General features: G+C 66.0%; 21 protein-coding genes. 7 read left to right on the top strand and 14 right to left on the bottom strand.

The annotated features are described in order from the left end of the window. Positions 1–237 precede the first annotated feature (237 nt). The 5 genes from QH196_RS15420 to QH196_RS15400 are packed head-to-tail and all read right to left on the bottom strand — an operon-like array spanning position 238 to position 5,920. On the bottom strand, positions 238–1,920 hold the full coding sequence (locus tag QH196_RS15420) for a class I adenylate-forming enzyme family protein (protein WP_280416476.1): 1,683 nt from the start codon (positions 1,918–1,920) through the stop codon (positions 238–240). Then, positions 1,917–3,266, bottom strand: coding sequence for an MFS transporter (locus QH196_RS15415; RefSeq protein ID WP_280416475.1), 1,350 nt, complete (start codon positions 3,264–3,266; stop codon positions 1,917–1,919). Before QH196_RS15415 ends, QH196_RS15420 begins: the two co-directional genes overlap by 4 nt. Beyond that, positions 3,263–3,796, bottom strand: coding sequence for a 3-isopropylmalate dehydratase (locus tag QH196_RS15410; RefSeq protein ID WP_280416474.1), 534 nt, complete (start codon positions 3,794–3,796; stop codon positions 3,263–3,265). Before QH196_RS15410 ends, QH196_RS15415 begins: the two co-directional genes overlap by 4 nt. Beyond that, positions 3,793–5,037 (bottom strand): 3-isopropylmalate dehydratase large subunit, encoded by a 1,245-nt coding sequence (locus QH196_RS15405; protein WP_280416565.1) that lies wholly within the window; start codon positions 5,035–5,037, stop codon positions 3,793–3,795. The genes QH196_RS15410 and QH196_RS15405 overlap by 4 nt, the downstream gene beginning before the upstream one ends. A 16-nt stretch (positions 5,038–5,053) precedes the next feature. Continuing rightward, positions 5,054–5,920, bottom strand: coding sequence for an isocitrate lyase/PEP mutase family protein (locus tag QH196_RS15400; protein WP_280416473.1), 867 nt, complete (start codon positions 5,918–5,920; stop codon positions 5,054–5,056). Between the two features lie 183 nt (positions 5,921–6,103). On the opposite strand from QH196_RS15400, the gene QH196_RS15395 reads away from it, so the two are divergent. After that, positions 6,104–6,892: an IclR family transcriptional regulator gene (locus tag QH196_RS15395; RefSeq protein ID WP_280416472.1), complete on the top strand. Its 789-nt coding sequence runs from the start codon at positions 6,104–6,106 to the stop codon at positions 6,890–6,892. 28 nt (positions 6,893–6,920) lie between these two features. On the opposite strand, the gene QH196_RS15390 is transcribed toward QH196_RS15395, so the two are convergent. The 3 genes from QH196_RS15390 to QH196_RS15380 form a co-directional block, all read right to left on the bottom strand. After that, positions 6,921–7,253 (bottom strand): hypothetical protein, encoded by a 333-nt coding sequence (locus QH196_RS15390; protein WP_280416471.1) that lies wholly within the window; start codon positions 7,251–7,253, stop codon positions 6,921–6,923. A 94-nt stretch (positions 7,254–7,347) separates the two neighbouring features. Beyond that, positions 7,348–7,722, bottom strand: a complete 375-nt coding sequence (locus tag QH196_RS15385; RefSeq protein ID WP_280416470.1) for a DUF4345 domain-containing protein — start codon at positions 7,720–7,722, stop codon at positions 7,348–7,350. Positions 7,723–7,737: 15 nt separating this feature from the next. Further along, on the bottom strand, positions 7,738–7,995 hold the full coding sequence (locus tag QH196_RS15380; protein ID WP_280416469.1) for a hypothetical protein: 258 nt from the start codon (positions 7,993–7,995) through the stop codon (positions 7,738–7,740). A gap of 442 nt (positions 7,996–8,437) precedes the next feature. Here QH196_RS15380 and QH196_RS15375 point away from each other — a divergent pair, with 442 nt between their 5' ends. Further along, positions 8,438–9,100, top strand: a complete 663-nt coding sequence (locus QH196_RS15375; RefSeq protein WP_280416468.1) for a hypothetical protein — start codon at positions 8,438–8,440, stop codon at positions 9,098–9,100. 76 nt (positions 9,101–9,176) lie between these two features. On the opposite strand, the gene QH196_RS15370 is transcribed toward QH196_RS15375, so the two are convergent. The 5 genes from QH196_RS15370 to QH196_RS15350 form a co-directional block, all read right to left on the bottom strand. Then, on the bottom strand, positions 9,177–11,114 hold the full coding sequence (locus QH196_RS15370) for an acyl-CoA dehydrogenase family protein (protein ID WP_280416564.1): 1,938 nt from the start codon (positions 11,112–11,114) through the stop codon (positions 9,177–9,179). 92 nt (positions 11,115–11,206) lie between these two features. Beyond that, positions 11,207–12,160 (bottom strand): alpha/beta hydrolase family protein, encoded by a 954-nt coding sequence (locus QH196_RS15365; RefSeq protein ID WP_280416467.1) that lies wholly within the window; start codon positions 12,158–12,160, stop codon positions 11,207–11,209. A 152-nt stretch (positions 12,161–12,312) separates the two neighbouring features. Further along, positions 12,313–12,780, bottom strand: a complete 468-nt coding sequence (locus QH196_RS15360; RefSeq protein ID WP_280416466.1) for a polyketide cyclase — start codon at positions 12,778–12,780, stop codon at positions 12,313–12,315. 167 nt (positions 12,781–12,947) lie between these two features. Next, positions 12,948–14,063, bottom strand: coding sequence for a CaiB/BaiF CoA transferase family protein (locus tag QH196_RS15355; RefSeq protein ID WP_280416465.1), 1,116 nt, complete (start codon positions 14,061–14,063; stop codon positions 12,948–12,950). Continuing rightward, positions 14,060–15,226: an acyl-CoA dehydrogenase family protein gene (locus QH196_RS15350; RefSeq protein ID WP_280416464.1), complete on the bottom strand. Its 1,167-nt coding sequence runs from the start codon at positions 15,224–15,226 to the stop codon at positions 14,060–14,062. The genes QH196_RS15355 and QH196_RS15350 overlap by 4 nt, the downstream gene beginning before the upstream one ends. Before the next feature lie 133 nt (positions 15,227–15,359). On the opposite strand from QH196_RS15350, the gene QH196_RS15345 reads away from it, so the two are divergent. Beyond that, positions 15,360–16,367 carry a LacI family DNA-binding transcriptional regulator gene (locus QH196_RS15345; RefSeq protein ID WP_280416463.1) on the top strand — a complete coding sequence of 336 codons (1,008 nt, stop codon included), beginning with the start codon at positions 15,360–15,362 and terminating at the stop codon, positions 16,365–16,367. 40 nt (positions 16,368–16,407) lie between these two features. On the opposite strand, the gene QH196_RS15340 is transcribed toward QH196_RS15345, so the two are convergent. Beyond that, on the bottom strand, positions 16,408–17,334 hold the full coding sequence (locus tag QH196_RS15340; RefSeq protein ID WP_280416462.1) for an IclR family transcriptional regulator: 927 nt from the start codon (positions 17,332–17,334) through the stop codon (positions 16,408–16,410). A gap of 318 nt (positions 17,335–17,652) precedes the next feature. Between QH196_RS15340 and QH196_RS15335 the strand changes: the two genes are divergently transcribed. The 4 genes from QH196_RS15335 to QH196_RS15320 form a co-directional block, all read left to right on the top strand. Then, positions 17,653–19,155 carry a hypothetical protein gene (locus QH196_RS15335; RefSeq protein WP_280416461.1) on the top strand — a complete coding sequence of 501 codons (1,503 nt, stop codon included), beginning with the start codon at positions 17,653–17,655 and terminating at the stop codon, positions 19,153–19,155. 70 nt (positions 19,156–19,225) lie between these two features. Further along, the gene (locus QH196_RS15330) at positions 19,226–19,984 is read left to right on the top strand and encodes an SDR family NAD(P)-dependent oxidoreductase (RefSeq protein WP_280416460.1); all 759 of its coding nucleotides are present in this window, start codon (positions 19,226–19,228) and stop codon (positions 19,982–19,984) included. A gap of 801 nt (positions 19,985–20,785) precedes the next feature. After that, a complete protein-coding gene (locus QH196_RS15325; protein ID WP_280416459.1) occupies positions 20,786–22,465 on the top strand; it encodes a hypothetical protein in 1,680 nt (559 codons plus the stop codon). A 664-nt stretch (positions 22,466–23,129) separates the two neighbouring features. Then, the coding region (locus QH196_RS15320) for a hypothetical protein (RefSeq protein ID WP_280416458.1) at positions 23,130–23,345 on the top strand (216 nt) is incomplete at its 3' end.

The raw sequence follows: 23,345 nt of genomic DNA, 5'->3' as shown, positions 1-23,345 counted from the left end.
AGCAGGAGTAGAACCACAGTGTCTCGAGTGCAGTGCACATGATCCAGTTCATACTGGCCCGCGAATTCAAGGCGGCGGAGGCTACGGGCGCGCTGTCGATGTCTAGCCAGGCTGCATCCAGGACAGAGGTGCGCCCAGGCGCTCGTATGGCAGTCGGTACGCGGAGGAATAGCTTCGATAACTGCGAGCAAAGTTCTCGTTCAAGTCACAGCAACTCGCTGACAGCCAAAGTCTTCGTTATGCGGTTTGGGTGTCGGCGTGTTGATCACGAAGCGCTCGTCGGCGAATCTTGCCGGTCTGTGTTTTTGGCAGGTCCGTCACGATTTCCACCACCCTGGGGCGCTTATAGGGTGCAAGGCGGTCTCGGGCGAACGAGATCAGCTCGTCGGGTTGCGTGCTGTGTCCGTCCTTCAGAGATACGTATGCGGCAACCGACTCCCCTTGATACTCGTCGGGAATGCCTACCACTGCCGCTTCGAGCACGGCCGGATGCTCATAGAGAATATCCTCGACCTCACGCGGCCATACCTTGTACCCAGAGACATTGATCTGGTCCTTGATCCGGTCGACCAGGTACACCCAGCCCTGTTCATCGACGATCGCGCTATCCCCGGTTCGGAGATGACCTTCGGGCAGGGCTGCCTCGGATTCACCTGGTCTGCGCCAGTATCCGCGGATGACCTGGGGGCCGGTGACGACGAGTTCGCCTTGGCTGCTGGGTGGGAGCGGGCGGCCGTCGGGGGCGACCACCTCGACGTTCACGCCTGGTAGCGGTAGTCCGATGGACAGGGTGCCGCTGTCCGGGTCGACCGGCGCGTTTGTTCCCGGAGGGACCGCAGTGACCGCCGAGGAGGTTTCGGTCATGCCGTAGGCATTGTGGATGTAGTGGCCGAAGCGTTCTTGGAACCGGGCGACCGTGCTCGGTGGGACCGGCGCACCCCCGCTGTACAGCGTTTTGATGGTGGAGAAGTGTTCGGCGGTGGCGTATTCCGAGTTCATCATCGCGTTGAAGGCGGTGATGGAGCCGATGGTGTAGGTGACGCCGTGTTCGCGGAGGGCGTCGACGGCTACGTCGGTGGTGAAGCGGCCGGTGAAGACCAGGGAGGTGCGTTCGGTGAGGGCCAGGGCGCCGATGACGACCGCGCCGGTGATGTGGAACAGCGGGGCCAGGGCGTAGACGACGTCGCCGGGGGTGATGCCGGCGAGTTCGGCGAAGCTGGTGGTTACCGCGCGGACGTTGGCGTGCGAGTTCATGGCGCCCTTGGGCGGGCCGGTGGTGCCGGAGGTGTAGGCGAGGAAAGCTAGGTCGTCGCCGTGTACTTGGATCGTCGGGGGTTTTCGGCCGGTGTACTCGTGGGCCAAAGTGAGTAGGTCTGCGGACTTCTCGCCGGCAGGGGTGGTTTCGGGGTTGAAGACGCGGGGGTCGTTGCGGGACTGGAGGTCCGACTCCGCGGTGCCGAGTACCCAGCCGACTGTGGTGCCCTCGACGTCCTCCCGGACCTGCCGCATATCGCGGTCGGTGGTGATGATCCCGACCGGTTCGGCGTCGGTGACCAGTTCGCGGAGTTCGCGGCCGCGGTACATCGGGTTGAGCAGCAGGGCGATCGCGCCGAGTTTCCACAGGGCGAGTAGGACGAGCGCGTAGTGCGGGATGTTCTGGAGGTGGATGCCCACCCGTTCACCGTGGCCCACGCCGCGGTCGGCGAAGGCGGCCGCGAGGGCGGTGGCGAGGTCGTCGGCCTCGCGGACGGTGAGGGTGGTGTCGAAGTAGACGAGGGCGGGGGCGTCGGGTTCGTGCCGGACCCGGTCGTGCCAGGCCGCCACGAGGGTGCCGAGCTCTTCTTGCGGGCGGGACGCCCCGCCTGCCGCACCCTCATCAAATGCGGCGGACGGGGCGTTCCCGGTGTTACCGGTGGTCATGCAGGGAGTTCCTTGCGGCTGGTTTCGCGGATGGTGGCGACGGTGAGGAGGCCGATGGCGCAGACGCCCATCACCCAGTAGGCGGGCGACATCGCGTTGCCGGTGGATTCGACGAGCTGGGCGGCAACGTAGGGGGCGGTGCCGCCGGCGGCGATGGTGCCGATATTGAAGCCCAGGGAGACGCCGGTGTAGCGGACGGTGCGGGGGAAGAGCTCGGTGAACAGCGGGAAGGCGGGGACCTGGACTACGCCGTTGAGCACCATGTAGAGGAAGTAGACGATGCCGATGACGAGGATGCTCTCGGTGGCGCCCATGATCATGAAGGCGGGCAGGGCGATCACGACATAGGCGAGGTAGCCGCCGATGAGGACCGGTTTGCGGCCCCACCTGTCGGTAGCCATACCGCTGAGCGGGAAGGTGGCGCAGGCCAGGGCGATGGCGATGGCGGAGGTCCAGTAGACGGAGTCTTTGGAGAAGCCGAGGTCGTTGATCAGGTAGACGCTGAAGTAGGTGAGGCCGATATAGCCGGAGCCGTTCATGGCGATGGCGACACCGACGACGCGGGCGACGGACCACGGGTTCTTGGTGACGGTGTCGAACAGCGGGCTCTTGGTGACCTGCTGGTTCTCGGCCATCTCCTCGAATTCGGGGGTGTCCTCGAGCTTCATCCGGACCCGCAGGCAGACGTAGGCGAGGGGGAGGGCGAGCAGGAACGGGATACGCCAGCCCCACGATTCCATCTGCTCGTCGGTGGTGGCCAGAGCGACCACGCCGACGACGGCGGCGGCGACAGCGAAGCCGAGGGTGGAGCCGACGGGGGTGAAGGAGCCGAAGAAACCGCGGCGCTTGGGCGGGGCGGATTCGGCGATATAGGTGGCGGCGCCGCCTACTTCGCCGCCGGCGGAGAAGCCCTGGGCGAGGCGGACGAGGACCAGCAGGATGGGGGCGAGGATGCCGACGGCGGAACTGGTGGGCAGCAGGCCGAGGATGCCGCAGGCCACGCCCATGCTGACGACGGTGATGACGAGGGCGTGGCGGCGGCCGCGGCGGTCGCCGAGGCGGCCGAAGAAGATACCGCCGAGGGGGCGGGCCACGTAGGCGACACCGAAGACGGCGAGGGTCGACAGGATCGACACCGCGGAATTGTCGGAGGGGAAGAACAGGGGTGCGATGGTGACGGCGAGGAAGCCGTAGACCGCGAAGTCGTAGTACTCGATGAGGGTGCCGACACCGCCGGCGATGGCGGCGCGGCGGGCTATCGAGTTCGACTTCTTCGCTGCTGTCGCCGGCAGTGGTCCGGAGGGGTGGAGGTCACTGGACCCGACGCGAGGTTCTGTGTTCGTCATTGAATCTGTCTTTCGCGTGCGTGCTCGGCGAGCAGGAGTTCATACGAACCACCGGCCTCGATGACCTTGACGGTCCGCGGGCTCGGTGGGGTTCCGACCAGGTCGGTTCCCTCGGGCAGGCGCAGGGTGGCGGTGCGCCAGTCGAGGGCCACGGGGTCGCCGACCTTTACCGAGGTCGAGACGCCGGGGATCGTGATCAACGGCATGCCGTTGAAGGTCTCGCCGCGCCAGAAGCCGGGCGAGAAGGATTCCGCGACGATGGCCGAGATTCCCGCATTGCGCAGGGCGACCATGGGCGGATAGTGCGGATGACCGTAGCCGAAGTTGCGGCCGCCGACGATGATATCGCCGGGGCGGACGCGGTCGGTGAAGGTGGGGTCGTAGGCCTGCATACACACCGAGCGCAGGTGGTCGGGGTCGTAGGACTTGATATTGGCGACGCCGACGACGAGGTCGATATCGAAATCGTCGCCGAAGATCCAGGCGACCTTGCCTTCGATGATGTCCGGCGGTGGGGGATAGGCGCTCACTGGACCGACTCCTGGATCGTGCCGGTGAGGGCGCTGGCGGCGACGGTGTAGGGGGAGCCCATGTAGATGTTGGCGTCGGGGCTGCCCATTCGGCCGGAGATGTTCAGGACGCCGGTGGAGATGCAGTTCTCGCCGGGTTGCAGGGGTTTCTGGTAGCCGAAGCAGAAATCACAGCTCGATATGTTGATATGTGCACCTGCGGCGCGTAGGACGTCGAGGATGCCTTCCTGCTCGGCCTGCTCGTACACCTTCTGTGAGGTGGGGACGACATTGAGTTCGACGCCGGGGGCGACCTTGCGACCGTCGAGGACCAGGGCGGCGGCGCGCAGATCCTCGATACGGCCGCTGGCGCAGGAGCCGATGAAGGCCTTGGTGATCGGGGTGCCGGCGAGTTCCTGGGCGGTTTTGGTGTTGACGGCGCGGGCGGAGCCGGGGAGCACGACCCGAGGGGTGAGGGTCGCGAGGTCGATCTCGTAGCGGGCCGCGTAGGTGGCGTCGGCGTCGGGATAGACCGGGTCGAAGCTGCGGCGGGCGACCTTGTTCGCGTAGGCCAGGGAGAGCTCGTCGGGTTCGAAAACAGCCGAGACGGCGCCGGTGAACATGGCCATTCCGCACAGGCCCTGACGGTGGTCGATCGCCATCGAGCGGGCGCCGGGGCCGCCGAACTCCATCACCTGATGGGCGCAGCCGTCGGCGCCGACCATATCGATGATGGTGTGCACGAGATCGCGGCTGTCGACGCCGGGCGGAAACTCGCCGACCAGGTCGAAACGGGTGGTGGCGGGGATATCGACGAAGACCTGACCGGTGACCCAGGCTTCGATGAGGTCGCGCCGGATTCCCCAGCCGAGGGCGCCGAACGCGCCGATACCGCTGATATGGCCGTCGAAGTGGACGAGGAATTCGCCGGGGATGGCGAGGCCGAGTTCGGCGGTGAGCTGGTGGCCGATACCGCGGCCCTCGTGCAGTTCGATGCCGTAGAACTCGCACCAGTCGCGGGTGACCTGGTGGACCTCGGATTCCTTCTCGTTGTGCTTCGTCAGCATGTGGTCGATGAAGACGATGTAGCGGCTCGGGTCCTTCAGTTCGGTGATCCCGAAGTCTTCGCGCATCTGCCGGAACATCACGTCGGTGTAGCCGGGGAAGTCGTAGGCGATCATGCGCGCCGGCTGCACCGGGTGGTTCTCGCCGGCGCGGACCGTTTCCTGATCCGAGGCGCGGCTCAGGATCTTCTCCGTCATCGTGTAACCCACGGCGTTACTGCTCCTTCGCGGGTAGGTACTTGTTCTGCATGGCCTCGACCTCGGGGAAGCCGATCAGCTCCACGAATTCGTGGTGCTGGAGCGCATCGGCGCTCACCTGGGCCGGCGCTTCGCCCGCAGCCAGCCGTTTCAAGGTGGCCTGGGCTGCCCCGGCCACTGCCATCAGGACCTGGGTGGGCAGCAGGGCCAGCCGGACGCCGATCTGGTCGAGGATTTCGGGGGTGAAATCTCGTTCCGTCCAGGTGGAGGCGGTGAGGGTGGCCATCAACGGTACGCCGACCTCTTCGTGGCAGCGCTGCCACTGTTCGACGGTTTCGAAGGTCTTGGTGACCGGCATGATCATGTCGGCGCCGGCCTCGACGTAGGCCTGGGCGCGGCGGATCGCGTCGTCGCCGCGGGCGTCGGTGCGGGCGATGAGCAGGACATCGTCGGGAATGGAATCGCGGACCGCGCGGATCTTGCCGGTGGCCTCGGGGACGGTGATCAGGTCGACTGGGTCGCCCACGCAGATGGGGCAGGACTTGGGGGAGACCTGGTCTTCCATGAACATGCCGCCGACGCCCGCGTCCACGAATTTGGTGGCGGCGCGGGCGGCGTTGACCGCGTTGCCATAGCCGGTGTCTATATCGGCGACCAAGGGCAGTTTCGAGGATTCGCGAATGGTGCGGACGGCCTGGAGGTTCTCGGTCTGGGTGTAGAGCTCGGCGTCGGGGAGGCCGAGGGCCGCGGAGACGGCGAAACCCGAGGCGCACAGGGCGCTGAACCCGGCCTGTTCGGCGAGGCGCGCGGTGAGCCCGTCCCATACGCCGGGGGCGTAGACGAGTCCGTTCGACGTGAGGTCTTTCAAGGTCGGGCTGCGCACCAGTCCACCCTCCGTTTCGCTATGCGGAATGCGTTTCGTTTTTTGATATGGGGACGGTAAGGTGGCAGGGGTCACAAAGTCAACCCCGATCGGCCGATGAGTTCGTAAGGTGGCGGCATCGATCGCGCGAACCGTGGAAGTGAGTGAATAGCAGTGGCTGTGCCCACCTCGCCCAAAGCGAGCATGCGTACGGAACCGGAAGCGTCCGGCAGTCGTGATGTCGTGGGCGCTGTTCTCAAGGCCTGCACACTGCTTGGGCACTTCAGCGCCGACCGGCCCGTCTGGACCCTGAACGACCTCACCGCGGCCAGCGGTATGAACAAGACCACGGTGTTCCGGCTGATGGCCACGCTGACCCAGGCCGGATGGGTGGATCGCACCGAAGAAGGCGCCTACCGGGTGGCGATGCCGGTGTTCGAGATCGGGTCCGCGGCGTTGTCGAAGCTCGATATCCGCTCGGCGGCAAAGCCGTTCATGTCCGAACTGGCGGCCGCGTTCGGTAATACGGCCTACCTGATGGTGCCCGCGGAACAGGGAGCGGTCTGCATCGATCTGCTGGAAGGTCGTAACTCGCTGGTCGTCGCCGGGATCAATATCGGATCCGTGATGCCCTACCATGCCGCGGCGGGGCCGACGGTCATGCTCGCGCATTCGAAAGCTCTGCGGGACAAGTGGTTGACGACCGACCTGGCCGCGATCACCGATCGGACCATCACCGATGCCGACCGTCTCGCTGAACACCTCGACGAGATCGAGAAGGCCGGCTACTCGCTGAGCAACTCGGATTATCTGTCCGGGGTCGCCGCGGTGGCGGCGCCGATCCTGGGACGGGACGGGTCGGTGGTGGCGTCGATCAGTGTGGGCGGCCGGGCCGAAGAGTTCGAGGGAGATGTTCTCGCCGAAAAGATCGAGCGGGTTTGTGCTGCCGGGGCACGGATCACCAGAATCGTGCAGGCGCTGCCGCGGAGCTGACCTGCCCGAATACGTGGAGACGCCCCGCTCACGAGTTCATGAGCAGAAGGCCGAGCAGTCCGCCGAGGGCGATGAGTCCGGAGCAGCCGAGCTGGACCGCAATGCGTATCCGGGTGTGACGCACGATATCGACGAAGCTCAACACGATGCCGATCGCGATGGCACCCCAGGTCGCCGAATAGGCGAACCACACGGGTGGCATATCGCAGGACGGCCATTCCGGGCTGCAACCGGGTACACCCAGTGGAAAGAGCATCGAAAGGAAAAAGGCGAGCATCGCCATGAGCCAGACCAGAACGAACGCGAGGGCGGCGCCGAGGCCGGTACGGCTGTGGGGGCGGGGCGTGGAGAATTCGGGCATGTATCCAGGCTGGCGGGCGGGCCGCCGGGCCGGATCGGTAGTAATACTCGACCACGCTGAGTAGTAGCCGCGAGGTCGGTTACCGCGCCCCGATTCAGCGGGCCGGGCGGTCCAGCCTGCCGAGCACCTCCACCACGACCGGTGCCGCGAGCTCCACGCCGAGGAGCAGATCGTGGAAGCGGTGTGGCCGGCCCACGGTGACTCGGGTGACGAGCCGGCTTGCTCCGCCCAGGGCCATCAGGCCGGAAAGCACCCTGAGTCGCGGCAGGTTCGGGGTAGGGGCGGCTGCGGCCTCGACCCAGCCCAGACCGTAGGCAACGAAGGTGGAACCCATGAAACGTACGTGGGAATCGACCGTCGCGTCGGTGTTCATCCCGGGTTCCGCACGCGTCCCGGCCACCAGCTGAACCGCCCCGATCGCGACACACGACCATCCGGCAACACGTCCCATAACTCCGAGCTTCGACATGCAGCCATTCTGGCATCAGAAGTCAGCAGGACCCCCGTATTTCTTTTCCGCCGTGGCACTCGCATGGCTACGGGCGGCGGCGCGAACTTCCTGGCGGTAGCTGCGTTCTCCCAACGTGTAACCCGGGAAAGTGATCGGCTTGCCCACCGGCATCTCGACCACCCACAGATACGGAACCCGTGCCGCGGCATAGCCGGCGACCTCGGTGCCCCGTTCTTCCCTGGTATCTCCCGGCGACAGCCAATGCCGGTCGGGAAGTGTACGTCCGTGCAATCGCGGCCCTCCACTCCTGCGCCACATCGAGTCGTTCGAGGTCTCAGCGGCGAGGACTTCGCAGCGCTCGATCACTGGCTGCGAGAAACCTGAGAAACACGGAGATCCAAACGAATTGACAATAACCCGCGCTACCCGAGCCTGCCCGCAGCACCCATGGTTACAATTGCCGGACAGTATGTGTAGACAGGTGTCTGTTCGACCACCGTCGGGCGTGGGTTCAACACCCGTAGCAGCCGATTGAGGACGTCGGATGAAACCACGAAACTCCGCCGGCGCCGCCATAGATATGGCGAAGGCACGGCTGGGGGCAGCGTTCAGCACTGTTGGGTCGAAAACCTCCAGTACCTACCGGGGGTTCGCTCGGACTACGAGTCGATCGCGGGCACTGAGCGCTGAAGATCGTCGCGGAGGCCGCACGGTAGCCAAGGTTGCCGCTCCTGTGCTGGCCGGGGTCGCGCTGGCAACTTGTGCGGCCGAGAACGGGGATTCCACTATCGAGCCGCTCGACCCGGAGGTGGCGGACCTCGCCGCGATGTCCCCCTTCATGAGGCAAGAGCTCGCACGCCTCCGTGAGGACGGCTGGCGCATCGGTTACCGGGATCTGACGGGCACCGGAGCGGGGGGCTTGACTGAGTACGGCACCAAAACGGTGGTCATCGACAAGAACATACAGAAGGACCCAAAGTGGGCCACCGCCGTCCTCGCACACGAGGTCGGGCATGCCTACGCCCCTGACGAGTTCGACTCCGAGGTCGACGCACCAAAGCCCGGGGAGAAATACGCCAGCTGGCTGGCACGTAACATGTACGGCCCCCTCTCGGGCGAGGCGGAAGCCGGATTGGTCAGCGCTCAGGCGCGAAAGGAAATATTGGACAACGGCGGCCCCGATATCGGCAATATAAGTAAACCGGTAATAGCTGCCTATGAGCACCTGGTAGACGGCGAGAAGACGCGGGACGAAATGCGCCATGATCTTGTCAAATACCACCTGAGTCAGTCTGATTACTCATCCTATGTGGCCCCTTTGAAAGATATTTGGAACGATACTTACGCTGAAACCCATGGGCCTGCCAAGGGAACATTCGGGCCGGACGACTACTGACGTATTCCCGGGTGATCTGAAATACTCGCACATTTCCGTGCTGAGCGTGCTTCATCGCGAGCTCACGTCTCCACGATCACTGAAATGAGCCCACCCGCAACCACGGCCGGAGCAGGTTCTCCTCGGTGGACGGGCCAGGTTGCCAGTCGGCGATCCACGGGCCGGTGCCTTCGCTCTGATCGAGCACTCCCTCCTCCAGCCACCGGTAGCGTCCGTCGAACACCTTGCGGGCCGCGCGGACATCCTCGTCGTCGGTGTTGTTCCAGAGCGCATCGAACAGCTCCCGCACCCGGATTCGCGCCTGGCGGCAGAAGAGATCGGCCAGTTCCCGGGCGGTTTCCCCTTCCGGTGTGCCGCGGTCGGCCTGCGCTCGGACGCAGACCGCCGACATGGCGAACAGTTCGGCGCCGATATCGACGAGTCGACCCAGGAACACCTGCCGGTATTCGAGTTTCGCCTGCCAGCGTGCCATGCCGTACACCAGTGCGCGGGCTTGTTTGCGGGCCATGCGTTCGACGAAACGCATATGCGGCGCAAGCGGTCCGAACTCGGTGAAGGCGGCCGGTGTCGTGCCGGGGCCCACGGCCAGCTGCGGGAACCATTTGGCGTAGAAACCGCCGGCGCCCACCGCGGATTTGGCTTTCGCCGTGAACTCCGCGTGCCGATCGACGAGCGCTCCGGCGGCGGACATGTGCGCGTCGGCCATTTCGCGGGCGATGAGCAACCGCATGATCTCGCTGGAGCCCTCGAAGATCCGGTTGATGCGCAGATCGCGCACGAGCTGCTCGGCGCCGACCGCGCGTTCGCCCCGCGCTCGTAGCGATGCCGCTGTCTCGTATCCGCGGCCGCCGCGGATCTGCAGGAGTTCGTCGGCGATCCGGCAGCTCATCTCCGAGGACCAGAGTTTGGCGAGCGCTGCCTCGATGCGGATATCGTTGCGGTTCTCGTCGCACATGGTCGCCGAGAGGTCGAGTACGGCCTCCAGGGCGTAGGTGGTGGCGGCGATATAGGACACCTTGGCCGATACCGCGGCGTGCTCGCCGACCGGGCGCCCCCACTGCACCCGGGCAGTACTCCATTCGCGGGCTATTTTCAGTGACCATTTGGCTGCCGCGGTACACAATGCCGGAATGGCGAGCCGGCCGGCATTGAGCGTGGTCAGGGCGATTTTCAGCCCGTCGCCTTCACGGCCGATCAAATTCTCGCGGGGGACCCGGACGTTGTACATGCGGGTGACGCCGTTCTCGAGACCGCGCAGCCCCATGAACGAATTGCGCCGTTCCACGGTGATGCCCGCGCTGTCGGCTTCGACGACGAAGGCGGAGATACCGCCCCGGTGCCCGTCGCTCTTCGGCACCCGGGCCATCACCACCAGCAGTTCCGCGACCACACCGTTGGTGGTCCACAGCTTGACCCCGTTCAATTCGTAGGAGCCGTCGGCCGTGGGGGTCGCGGTGCTGGCCATCCGGGCCGGGTCGGAGCCCACATCGGGTTCGGTGAGCAGGAAAGCGCTGATCGCGCCCTTCGCGCACCTCGGTAGGAAGCGTTGTTTCTGCTCCGGCGTGCCCGCCAGCTTCAGCGGTTCGGGGACGCCGATCGACTGGTGTGCGGACAGTAGCGCGCCCAGGCTGGGGTGCACCGAGCCGGCGAGCATCAGCGCCTTGTTGTAGCCGAACTGGGAAAGGCCCTGCCCACCGTATTCGCGCGGGATCTTCAGGCCGAAGCAACCGAGCTCCGCGAGGCCCTGCACGTACTGCTCCGGAATACGGCCCTGCTCCTCGATCACGCTGCCGTCGAGGGTCTCGCAGTAGGAGCGAAGCCGAGCCAGATACGTGTCTGTCTCGGCGGTGTCCTCGGCGCTGGGGCGCGGGAACGGGTGGATCAGGTCCACCCGGTAGCGGCCGAGGAACAGCTCCTTGGCAAAGGAGGGTTTGGACCAGGTGGCCTCGCGGGATTCCTCGACCAGCTGCCGGGCCTGTTCTTCGGTGGCGTCGACTTTCGCGGCAGTGCTCATGCTGCCCTCCTCGGAGGTGATGGCGGTCACATCCGAGTGTAAGAGTGTTTGTTACCAGCCGGTAGGTCTGAATCTCGACAACCCGGCGACGTTCAGAGTCTGTCGGCCGTCCGGGCGGATTCGAGCCGGCCCAGCGGGTGGTTCGCGGCGAGGGATTCGTGGGCCATTTTCCAGCCGGTGCTGTCGATGCCGAATATGTGCCGCAGATAGGCCGTGGTGACCGCCTGGATCAGGGCGACGCGTTCCGGGTTCTCGTCGGTGGTTTCCGCGACCCGGTAGCCGGAGACACCACCGAGAAAGTGTTCCGCGCCGAAGAGTGTGAGCAGGCTTTTGTCGCCAGGGCTCAGAGTGTAGGGGTCGGTTGTCCAGTCCGGTCCGCGCACGGTCAGCGGGTAGTCGTCCGCGTCGCCGGCGACCACGAGGGTGGGCGTGGCCATCTGCGAGAAGTCCTGATCCGACAACCACGCCGCGTGCTCGCGAGCGAACGGCGTCAGGCTTTCGCCGCCTTCGCCTGCCGTGGCCAGCAGTATGCCGGCGGTGATTCGAGAATCGGCGCGGTCTTCGACGTGCCCGGTGCTCGGGTCACGTACGCGCAGGCCCAGCAGGATGCCTGCCGTCTGGCCGCCGAAGGAGTGGCCGGCTGCTGCGATCCGGGTCCGGTCGGAGCGTCCGGGGAGACCGGGGACAGCGGCTTCCAGTACGTCCAGGCGGTCGAGGATCCGCACCATATCGTCGACGCGGAACCGCCAGTGGTGGGGCCGGCGGGGATCATCGGCGACGAAGGGGAGTGTTTTCGAGTCGAGATGAGTGGGTTGCAGCACCACGAAACCGTGGGCGGCCCAATGGTCGGCGAGCGGGCCGTAGCCGTCCAGCGATGAGCTGTATCCATGGGAGAGCAGGATGATCGGCAGGTTGTGCCCGGTCACCGGCGCGGAGACGCGGACGTGTAGGTCCTCGCCGCGATCCGGTGCGGGCAGCACGATCGGTTTCACCGAGACGACCGGGGTGGCGGCAGGGCCGGGGATACCGGAGTTCGAGCTTGTCATGGGGTTCGGTGTCCTCTTGCTTCGTTTCGCACAGTGCCAGGCCGACGACCTGGCAGGCGCCGGAAGCGGATCGATTCGGTGATCGCGGGCGCCACGAAGACCCGGCGCGCCGGCCGATCCTGTCGGGACGAGGTCGCCGGATGAACGGTGGGCTACCGGTTCTCGACCGTCCGGGCGAGGATGCCGAGAGTGGCTCGGAGCCCCGATTCGGGAATGATCGGGAAGATCCCCGCCTCCCGGTAGGGGGCGGCGATCCGGCTCCAGTCGTAGTAGGACGTCACCAGCGTGCCGGTCTCGCTGGGCTCGAGGCGGTAGCCGTAGAGGTGTTCGATCGGCGGCTGGATCTGGCCGGAGATCGTCCATTCGATGTGCGCGTCCTGCTCGAACGCCGTGATGATCACCGTGACGTCGTATTTGCCCATCGGGAAATCGTTGAGCGATTCACGGTCCATATGCACCAGGAACTCGTCACCCACCGCGGTGACGGATTTGCCTTCCGCGGACTGCAGCATGCCGGAGCTGTCGATCGCCACATGCCCGGCGGGCGAGCACAACAGGGCGAAAATCTCGGCCGGTCGCGCCGCGATTTCGCGTCGGACCTCGAACCGTTCGTCACTCATGAGGTCAACCTTCGCACAATCGTCGCGCGCAGGACGACCGTGCGACTGCCGAAGGGAGCCGTTTACGCAGGTCTCTGGTGCTCACGGACGTTGCTGCGCAACGCAGCCCGGCGACTCGGAGGTTCGCGGCGGTGCGAACACCCGGCCGATATCGCCGTATCCTTCGCTCAGTCGACCGAATCCGCTCCGAGCCGGGGTGGTGCCGTGCGGTAGGTCGCCGGTGTGGCGCTGAGCCCGATCGGGTTCGCGACCTGCGCAACCGTGCCGGAATTCTCGTCGTCGATACCGATCACCGGGTACAGCCCGAGATTCTGTGCGTAGCCGATCGCGCCGGCGATATCGTTGAGTGGTCCGCACGGCACCCGCGCCGCGGACAGTGCCGTGTACCAGGCGTCGGCCCCGTCGGCCGCCAGCAGATCCTCCAGCGTGGCGCGGAGTTCGTCGCGATGGGCGACCCGGGCGGTGTTGGTGGCGAAACGTTCGTCGGCGGCCATTTCGGCGACCCCCAGAACCTTGACCAGCGCGGCGAACTGGCGGTCGTTGCCGACGGCCAGCACCAGTGGCCGGTCGGCCGTCGCGAACACCTCGTAGGGGGCGATGCTGGGGTGCCGGTTGCCCATCGCCTGCGGGACCACTCCTGCTCCGAGGTAACCGGAGGTCTGGTTGGTCAACGCGGAGAGCAGCGACGACAACAGGTTCACCTCCACCCGCTGCCCCTCGCCTGTCCGGTCCCGGTGCCGGAGCGCGGTCAGGATGCCCAGGGCTGCGTGCAAGCCGGTGATGACATCGACCACGGCGACACCGACTTTGGTAGGTGTGGCGGAGTCGGGGCCGGTGATGCTCATCAAGCCGCCGACCGCCTGGATGAGCAGGTCGTAACCCGGCATCGTGTTGTCGCGGCCGAAACCGGTCACCGAGCAGTAGACGATATCCGGATTGATCTCGGCGACCTGCTCGTATCCGAGCCCGAGCCGCTCCATCGTGCCGGGCAGGAAGTTCTCGACGACGACATCGGCGCGAGCCACCAGTTGCCGTGCCGCGGCGAGACCTTCGGGGTCCGATAGATCGAGTGCGACCGATTTCTTGTTGCGGTTGACGCTCAGGAAGTAGGTGGATTCCGTACCCGACCAGGGCGGACCCCAGCGGCGCGTATCGTCGCCGGTTTCCGGCCGTTCGACCTTGATCACTTCCGCACCGAAATCCGCGAGCAGCATCGTCGCGTACGGGCCGGCCAGGACGCGGCCGAAATCGGCGATGACCAGGCCGTCGAGTGCGCCGGTCACCGGAAGGCTGCCGAACCGGTGAGCGCCTTGCCGATGGTCAGCTGGTGGACCTCGGAGGTGCCCTCGTAGGTGAGTACGGATTCGAGGTTGTTGGCGTGCCGGATCACCGGGTATTCGAGCGTGATTCCGTTGGCGGCCAGGATGGTCCGGCATTCGCGGGCGATGGCGAAGGCCTCGCGCACATTGTTGAGTTTGCCGGTGCTGATCTGTTCGGGGGTGATGTCGCCGCGGTCCTTGATCCGGCCCAGATGGTAGGCGAGCAGATGTCCCTTACCCACTTCCAGCGCCATATCGGCGAGCTTGGCCTGGGTGAGCTGATAGCCGGCCAGCGGTTTGCCGAAGACCTCGCGGGTCTGCGCGTAGTCGATCGCGGTTTCCAGGCAGTCGCGGGCGGCGCCGATCGCGCCGAAGACGATGCCGAACCGGGCTTCGCCGAGACTGGTGAGCGGCCCGCGCAGACCTTGCGCGAGGGGCAGTATCGCCGAGGCGGGCAGTCGGACATCTTCCAGGACGAGTTCGGAGGTCACCGAGGCGCGCAGCGACATCTTCGCCCGGATCTCGGGGGCGGAGAAGCCCGGGGTGTCGGTGGGAACGACGAAACCGCGGATACCGTCTTCGGTCTGGGCCCAGACCACCGCGACATCGGCGACCGAGCCGTTGGTGATCCACATCTTCGTGCCGTTGAGCACCCAGTCGTCGCCGTCGCGGACCGCGCGGGTGCGCATCCCGGCCGGGTCGGAGCCGTGATCGGGTTCGGTGAGGCCGAAGCAGCCGATCGCCCGGCCGGCGGCCATGGAGGGCAGCCACTGCTGTTTCTGTTCCTCGCTGCCCCAGTGGTGGATCGAGAACATCGCCAGCGAACCCTGCACCGATACCAGGCTGCGGATACCGGAGTCGACGGCCTCGAGTTCGAGGCAGGCCAGGCCGTAGGCGGTGGCGCTCGTCCCGGCGCAGTCGTATCCGTCCAGATGCATACCGAGCACGCCCAGCGAGCCGAGTTCGACGGCCAGTTCACGCGCCGGTATACGGCCCTCCTCGAACCATTCGGCGATATGCGGACGGATCCGCTCGGCGGCGAATGTCCGCACGGTGGACCGGATTTCGATCTCCTCCGGCGTGAGGAGTGAGTCGAGATCGAACAGCTGGGTCAGCGACTGGGACATGCGGCCTCCGGCGGGGTGTGCGCTCCGGGCAAACGGCAGAAAAACGTTTGCAGGAACGATTGCGAGAACGTTTGCATGCCTACGCTAGACTTGCCTCGCAAGACAGTCAAACCTGGAAGGACCCCACGCCGCGATGCACCGACCCACCCGCGCTCCGACCCTCAAGGAGATCGCCGAGCGTGCCGGGGTGCATATCTCCACGGTCTCCCGGGTGCTGCGGCAGGACGAACCCGTGGACGGCTGGACGCCGTCGGCCCGCCGCGTCCGCGAAGTGGCCGCCGAAATCGGCTATCAACCGAACCTGTGGGCGGCCAGCCTGCGGACCCGCAAGACCACCACCCTCGGCGTGGTGATGCCGCGCTTGACCGACGGGGTCGTCGCCACGACCTACCAGGGCATCGAGGAAGCCGCCACCCGAGCCGGCTACTCGGTACTGCTGTCGAGCCCGCCCGACGATCTCGACGCGCAACGGCGTGCGGTGGAACTACTGCTCGGACGGCAGGTCGACGGACTGCTGCTCAGCAGCCTCCACATCCCCGGCGGCCCCTTCCTGGAATCGCTGCCGATCGGCCCGCTGCCGATCCTCACGCTCACCCGGCACGCCGACGCCGGACTCCCTTTCGTCGTCGGCGACGACCGCCACGGTGGTTACCTCGCCGCACGCCACCTCCTCGACCGCGGCTACTCCGACCTCGCCGTAATCAACGGCCCCGAACACGCGACCACGGCACGCGACCGGATGCTCGGATTCTCCGCCGCCCTGACCGAAGCCGGGATCACCCTGCCACCACACCGGATCGCCGAATCGAGCTTCGAAGTCGCCGGCGGCGTCGCTGCGGGCCGGGAACTCCTCGACCGCCCCGACCGCCCACGTGCTGTTTTCGCCGTCACCGACACCATCGCCATCGGGGTGCTCGGGGTGGCCCGAGACCTCGGACTGACGGTTCCGGACGACCTCGCCCTCGTCGGCTACAACGACATCCCGGTCGCCGCCCAGCTGCCCGTCCCGCTGACAACGGTGCGCTCACCCGCCCAGCAGATCGGTGCCACGGCGGTGGGCAAACTACTCGACCTCGTCGGCGGGCAGGAAGTCGAGTCGGTGCGGTTATCGGTGGAACTGGTGGTGCGCGGGACGAGCTGACTCCACGCGCGTCGTAGTGCAGGTGGGGGCGACGAAGTCGTCAGTGACCGCCGAGGGCGCCGGTAGCGGTGCGCGCGGCACTCATCGCCGCCTCGGCCCACTCCCTGCACTGCGCGACCGTGGCGTCTGGGCAATTGGGGACGAGGCTCAAGGTGTACTGCTGAACACCGCGCCGATCGAAGATCGGGGTGTTGATCGCGGCGATCGGCACCGTCGCGCTGTCGTCGCCGGGTAGTGCGGTGAGGAACTCGGACCAATCCGCCGGCGGGAGATGCTGCCGGAGGACATCGATGATCCTGGTGGGCATCCCCGACGAAAGCAGCGCGGCCAGGGCGATATTCGACGAGGTGTTCGTCGTGAGTTGCTGGATGAGGTACCCCCGCTCACGGCCGTTGTCGATGATCGACCGAACGTGGTCCCTGCTCGCGGCCAGCGGTACCAGCGGGGTGCGGTCGAACCAGGCGTCGACCACATCGTCGCGTTCCCAGGCTATGTTCACCAGGCCGAGTGGCGGCGCCAGTGGACATCTCTCCATCGCGAGGTCCTGGCGGTCGCCGGCGAGGCCGATGCCGAGATGGTCGAGGACGATGATCTGCCCACGGTGAACGGTACTGAGGACACAACTCATGCCGGTTCGGTCGTGGAGTTCGGCCAGGGCGGGCCGGATCAGCTCGAGTTTGGCGAGCCCGGATTCGGCCGCCGCGCCCAGCCGGAGCAGGGCCGGTCCGAGTCCGTAGGTCTTGGCTCCGTCTCGGATTACGAAATTCGCATCCGCCAGTGTTGTCAGGATGCCGAGACAGGTGGGCTTGTTCAGCCCGAGGGCCTCCGCGACCTGCGTCAGCGTGAGGCGGTCATCGGGGGTGTCGGCGAGTAGTTCGAGGATCTGGACAACCCGCTCGGTCGGCGGGGATTTCCGCTCAATGGGAGTGCGCGTTGTTCCGGTGCCGACGGCGTGCCTAGGATCCATCGAACAATTGTAATCCCGTATTCATATTTTGTAACACCACAGCGGCACTTCGGGTACCCCCCGCGGCGCCGTCCACGCTCATCCAGCCATCACTCGGAGACCAACGAAATGCGCATGAATCCCGAAGGTTCGCGGGGGAGAAGCCGGCCACAACGCGAGACCTCCATGGGCCGCGCGACGGGCAGGAAGTTGATATCGGTCGCGGCCATGGGGGTCGCGATCGGGCTGGCAGCCGTCACCGGGTGTACCGCCGAAACCGGAGACCCCGCGCCGCAGGAACACACAATCGCGACTGCGATACCGCCGAAAAACCCGTGGTTGACGGACTCCGAGTACCCGATCACGCACTTCGATTCGGCCGCTTCGGATTCCACCTCGGCGGCAGGGCCGACCGTGGCGAAGCAGCTGTCCGAATCGGATGTCCGATTCGTCCCGACCACGTATTCGTCCAATCCGACGATCAAATACAGCGGAGACGACCGGATCGTTTTCGCGCCGACCATGTACGGCATTCAGAAAATCCTCGCCACCGGCGACAAGTTCGAGCCCGTCGATTTCCTGCCTTACCCGGGTGCCGAGGCTCCTTCGACCGAGAAGCTCGATGCCCTGCTCGAAAAGACGGACGCGGCGGTGGCGGCAGATGACGACGCCGCGCTCGTCGCTCTCGGGAAGGACGCCGAGGAAGCAGGGATCACGTACGGGAAGATCTCGAACGGCGCCTACAACATGATCGACAAGGACGGGTTCCACTACTCGGTCATCGAGGGGATGCGGATCCTGAAAACAACCGACGACGGCGACCCCCACGGACCGATGCGGTTCGAAAAAGTAGTGGAACTGCAGAAAGCTCCGCTGCCCGCGGGAACCTCACCCGAAGCCGAGGCGGCCGTGCACGGACCGACGACGAGCATCGTGGCGCTGGGAATGACCTACGACGGGCATATCGTCGCCGGCTCGCACGCCGCCCTCTTCCTGTTGAACCGGGACCTCGAAGTGTTGTCGGTGCTCCCGTTCTCCGGGGAGAAACTCGAGAACAACTTCGCCATCGACAAGACAGGCATCTATGCCGTGACCTCGCGCCGGATGCTGAAGGTGGTCTGGACCGGGTCCGCTCTCTCGATCGACGAGAAGGACGGCGGCTGGTCGGCGGAATACGAGACCTCCGATCCTGCCATCGCCACAGCTGCCGGATCACTGACCCGCTCCGGCGGATCGGGGACCACGCCCACCCTCATGGGCTTCGGCCCCGGCGACGACGAACTCGTCATCATCTCCGACGCCGCCGCGACCGGCCCCAGCCTCGTCGCATTCTGGCGAAACGAGATCCCCGCCGGCGACGACCGTATCGCGGGCACGGCCCAGGTGGATGTCTCGAACGTCACCCTGGAGCTGTCCCCCACTGTCCTCGGCGAAGACGTCCTGGCCACCACCACCGCCTACCCGGAGCCCGCGCCGAATGTCTGGGCGAACACCTTCGCGCCCGGCGCCACACGCGCTGCCCCGCACGGTATGCAGAAGTACCATTGGAACAGCACGGAACGAAAATTCGACCGGATGTGGACCAACACCGAGGTCGACAACAGTGATATCACCGTCGCTTCGGTCTCGTCCCGGACCGGGCTGCTCTACGCCGCCGATAAGCACGAGGGCCGATACAGCTACGTCGGCATCGACTGGGAAACCGGAGAAACCGTAGCCCGATGGACCTTCCCGGACGAGAGCCGCAGATGGAACCTCTTCGGCGGCATGATCGTCCCTATCGGTGACGGCCAGTTCATCGCCGGCGGAATGCTCTCCATCAAACGTGTATTCGCGGAATGACCCGAGCACGAATCACCGCACCGAACTCCGGTAACAGTGAGTTCCCGTACCCGACCGCAAGGATGAACCCATGACCTATGCAGGTAAATCAGTCCTCATCACCGGTGCCGCCTCCGGAATCGGATACGCCACGGCGGAACTTTTCGCCCGGGAAGGCGCCGATATCGTCGCCGCCGATATCAACGAAGACGCACTGCAGACCGCTACGCGCACATTGGCGGCCGAAGGGCAAGGCAGAGTTTTCGGCGTGCCATGTGATACCGCGGATCCGGATTCCTGTGCGCAGCTGGTCGAACGTGCGGTGGACCATCTCGGCAAGCTCGATATCGTCTGCAATATCGCGGGCATCCTCGGCAACGGGCCGACCGAGGACCTTCCCGACCAGACGTGGCAGAAAGTGCTGGGAGTCAACCTCAACGGCCCGTTCTACATCAGTAAACACGTGATCCCCCACCTATTGGAGACTCGGGGCAGCATCGTGAATGTCGCCTCCACGGCAGGTCTGGTCGGGGTTCCTTACGGAGCTGCCTACAGCGCCTCCAAAGCAGGTGTCATCGGGTTGACCAGGGCCCTCGCGGCGGAGTACGCGCGCCGCGGTGTCCGCGTTAACGCGGTATGCCCCGGACATGTGCTGACCCCGATGACAGCCGGCGGGGGCGGGTTCGGACCCGATGCCGATACCGAACTGCTCGGCCGCCTCACACCACTCACGGGTAAGGGGTCCGGCCCAGAGGAGATCGCGTCGGCCGTCGCATTCCTGTCCGCGGATACAGCGCGCAATACGACAGGCGCGGTATTGACCATTGACGGTGGGCAGACGGTGATCTGAACGATCACACCGGCCGCCGGGCGGTATCGGTGCCGACCCGGCCGGAGGCGAAAGCGCAACGACGAGTTCGCCCGGTGGCGCCGTGCACCGCGTGCGGTTCCCTGGACCGGCCAGCTGTATCGCCGGGCGCTACGCGTTCCCTCGATATCGCCGAACAGGACTGTTGTTCTCCGTAGTGGGGATAGTTGGCATCGTCGGGCCGAACTGGACCTCCCCCAGCAAACTCGAATACAGATATGCGCTGTACCGGCCAGCCGGTCACTCCCGGCCGGATCGTTGCCCGTCCCGAGAACCTCTGGCCGAGCGCCGGCACAGTGGCGGTGGGAAGCCGGTCGACCTGCGCAATCACCGCATCGTGGATGCCTCCACCGGATACGGCCGCATCGGTTCACGAAGGTCGAGTGCGTTACTGCCGGATCGGTATCGAGGAGGCGCGACCGCCGCGAATCCGGTCGCCCGCCCGTTGCCGAGCCGGCCGGCCCCCGGCGCAGGACGGTCGAACAAGCCGGTGGCGAATCGGCATTGGGTAGTCTGTTCGGGCGCCGCGGCTTCCAGTGTCGGCGCATCGGCCGAGGTCGAATCGCGAACGGAACGAGGTGCGGGAAGTCCGAATGTTGCTGCAGCTCCAGCCACATCTCGCGATGTGTCGACACTTGAGATGCCCGTTTCCGGCAGTCCTGATGTCGGGGACAGGTAAGACGCTGCACAACAGAGGGAGCCGGTCCGTGTCGACTCGATACACGTCATGGCCCGGACATTTGGATTCTTCGCGTCGATCTGCACCGTGAGAAGGTCCGCGATTTGAGTATCCACATACCCAGCGAGATCGTCCTCTTTCTCAACGTATGCGGCATTCCGTACCCGGATATAGATGTGGACCAGGTCCGGGAGCTGAGCCAGGACGTCCGTGAATTCGCCGCCGATGTCCGCGAATCCTTCGACGCGGCGACGAACACCCTCAACGACATGGGAACCGCCATGTCCGGTAACTCCTACCAGATGATCCTGGTGATGTGGTCTTACCGCCAGGACAAGATGGCGGATCTGGATTCGGCATTCGACGTAGCTGTGAGCGCCCTCGATATTGCAGCCGACGTCATCGAAGCGATACAGATCGCCGTACTCATCGAACTCGCCGCGCTCGCCGCCAGTTTCGTGGCAAGCATGTTCACACCCGCGGGCGCGGTGACCGGGCCCATGGTCGCCGCTGCCGCGCGCTGGCTACTCAAGAAAGTGGCCGAGACAATAATGTGGTACGTCTTGGCCGAGGTGACCGCGAAGGCCCTCGAGCCGATGCTGGAGAAGTTCGATCAGCTGCTGCGCGATTCTCTACTCCCGCCCGATATCCCCCTGCCGTCGTCGCCGGGCAGCGACTCGAAATTCCATCTCGATCCCGACGCGGTGACGGGCTACGCCCAGGATCTGGAAAAACATGCCGATGAAATAGCCTCCCACGGCGAAAAACTCGGTGAGAAGCTCGACCGCCTCGATTTCTCGACTCCCGGACTAGAGGTACCCGCCGCCGACTGGCCCTACCCCGCCACCGACGAACCGCTGGTCGTCCCCTCACAACCCGGAACCCTGCCGGGCACGCTGCCCAGCTGGGTTCCGGACATGATGCGCACGCTGCCCAGCTGGCTACCGGATATGCAATACCCGGGCGTGGATACGCCCGCCGGGAAGTCTTCGGACATCGACTCCTCCACTCCGGGACATCAGGACGCGGGTAACGGCGCCGACCCAACCGACCCGGCCCAGCCCACCGGCGAGCCGCAGCAATCGGCGACCGCTCCCTCCGATGCCTCCACGCCGGGCGCTCCCTCGAACCCGGTGGGTACTCCCACATCGGTGGGCACCCCCACGCCGATGGGAACCGACTCCTCCGAACAAGCACGGATCTCGTCTATCAGCGAATCGCCCGGTGACAGCCATGTTGCCGGGCAGGGATCGGATCGAACCGGCACCGGATCGGCGGCGCAGAACGACAGCGGCGCAGCCGACGGTGTAGTACCAGCAGGGGCCGCGCAAGCGGCCGCGGGGCAGTCGCAGCCGGCCTCGGCGCAGAGCAACAATCAGAGACCCGCCGACAGCACAGCGAACAAGCCTCAGGGAGGCGCGGGGCGCGGACCGGGCGGCTCGGGGCCGGGCAGTCAGCAGTCGTCCGGCGGCGCCCCGGCCAGGGCGACGCCCTGGTCACGCGGCGGAAAGAAGCCGGCACGTGTCGCGCCCGCTACCGAACGCCCCGACGTTCCGGTAACAGCCGGCCCGCCGGCCGAAACCGGCGACCGTGGCGAAACGGTTCAGAAGCCGGAATCAGGCGGTGCAGCGCACGTATTCGCGCCGGATACCTCGACGCCCCCCGCCGCACTCCCCGAAGACGCCGCAACCGGCGCCACCGCGGAACGGGACGTACCGGCCGAACCTGCACCCGCGTCTGTCGATCCCATCCGTACCGGCAGCCGTCGATCGGGGCTGGAATGATGATTCGCACGGGTGCCCCCGAGGCCGTGCGAGTCGACACAACGACGACGAGCACGGATGTTCTCAACGGCTCGGTGACAACTGTGACGCGGGTGTCCGCTCGTCCGGATACGACGTTTGGATGCCCGCTCATCGATCGACATGCTCACGCCTCACGGAGTGGCAAACGGATATCAGCGGAAACCTAATCCGGGGCTGGAGGATGTAGTGGCGGGGTTCGCACAGAGGGTCGGAACGGCCATTCTGACTCCTTTCCGAGGAATCGTCAAAAGTATCGGCGAGGCAGCCCGGCGTCAAAGCGAGGCCAGCGCCGGTGCCGCAACGAGTGTGGGGCAAACGGGCCTCCGTGTCGACGCCGATGCCGCCCGGTTGGCTCCGGTGACGCGGGGGCCGCGGCCGAGTTCGGGGCCGGTGGGTGGTCGTGGTGACGGTGCGGGGACCGGTGGTCGTGGCGAGGGTCCGGTCGGTGGGCCGCGCAGTGTTGATCCGGTCGCTGCTCAGTTGCCTCCGGTGACGCCGGGGCCGCGGCCGAGTTCGGCGCCGGTGGGTGGTCGTGGCGAGGGTCCGGTCGGTGGGCCGCGCAGTGTCGATCCCGTTGCCGGCCGGCTGGAGCCGGTCACACCGGGGCAGCGTGATCCTCGTGATGGTGCGCGCATTGATACTGATGGTTCACGACTTGACCCTGATGGTTCGCGTCCTGGTGGTGGTTCTGCGGGTGGTTCTGCGTGTGGGTATTCGGGTGGTTCTGGGGGTGGTTCTTCGTCTGGTTCTGGGGGTGGTAGTGCTGGAGGTACCGGCGGACTCGCTTTCCGGACTGTCCGCGGGCCGGTCACCGCGGCCGGCCACACCCGCGCTCACCCCATCGGCTGGAGGCGCACCG

This window comes from Nocardia carnea, from assembly GCF_029868325.1.
Classification (GTDB): domain Bacteria; phylum Actinomycetota; class Actinomycetes; order Mycobacteriales; family Mycobacteriaceae; genus Nocardia; species Nocardia carnea_C.
The sequence above is the reverse complement of the archived record's forward strand: the minus strand, read 5'-3'. Positions and strand labels throughout refer to the sequence as shown.

What these genes read in the sequence shown, in the direction of transcription:
- QH196_RS15420 (WP_280416476.1), bottom strand. Translation starts at nt 1,920, where the DNA reads ATGACCACCGGTAACACCGGGAACGCCCCGTCCGCCGCATTTGATGAG.
- QH196_RS15415 (WP_280416475.1), bottom strand. Translation starts at nt 3,266, where the DNA reads ATGACGAACACAGAACCTCGCGTCGGGTCCAGTGACCTCCACCCCTCC.
- QH196_RS15405 (WP_280416565.1), bottom strand. Translation starts at nt 5,037, where the DNA reads ATGACGGAGAAGATCCTGAGCCGCGCCTCGGATCAGGAAACGGTCCGC.
- QH196_RS15395 (WP_280416472.1), top strand. Translation starts at nt 6,104, where the DNA reads ATGCGTACGGAACCGGAAGCGTCCGGCAGTCGTGATGTCGTGGGCGCT.
- QH196_RS15390 (WP_280416471.1), bottom strand. Translation starts at nt 7,253, where the DNA reads ATGCCCGAATTCTCCACGCCCCGCCCCCACAGCCGTACCGGCCTCGGC.
- QH196_RS15385 (WP_280416470.1), bottom strand. Translation starts at nt 7,722, where the DNA reads ATGTCGAAGCTCGGAGTTATGGGACGTGTTGCCGGATGGTCGTGTGTC.
- QH196_RS15370 (WP_280416564.1), bottom strand. Translation starts at nt 11,114, where the DNA reads ATGAGCACTGCCGCGAAAGTCGACGCCACCGAAGAACAGGCCCGGCAG.
- QH196_RS15365 (WP_280416467.1), bottom strand. Translation starts at nt 12,160, where the DNA reads ATGACAAGCTCGAACTCCGGTATCCCCGGCCCTGCCGCCACCCCGGTC.
- QH196_RS15360 (WP_280416466.1), bottom strand. Translation starts at nt 12,780, where the DNA reads ATGAGTGACGAACGGTTCGAGGTCCGACGCGAAATCGCGGCGCGACCG.
- QH196_RS15350 (WP_280416464.1), bottom strand. Translation starts at nt 15,226, where the DNA reads ATGTCCCAGTCGCTGACCCAGCTGTTCGATCTCGACTCACTCCTCACG.
- QH196_RS15345 (WP_280416463.1), top strand. Translation starts at nt 15,360, where the DNA reads ATGCACCGACCCACCCGCGCTCCGACCCTCAAGGAGATCGCCGAGCGT.
- QH196_RS15340 (WP_280416462.1), bottom strand. Translation starts at nt 17,334, where the DNA reads ATGGATCCTAGGCACGCCGTCGGCACCGGAACAACGCGCACTCCCATT.
- QH196_RS15330 (WP_280416460.1), top strand. Translation starts at nt 19,226, where the DNA reads ATGACCTATGCAGGTAAATCAGTCCTCATCACCGGTGCCGCCTCCGGA.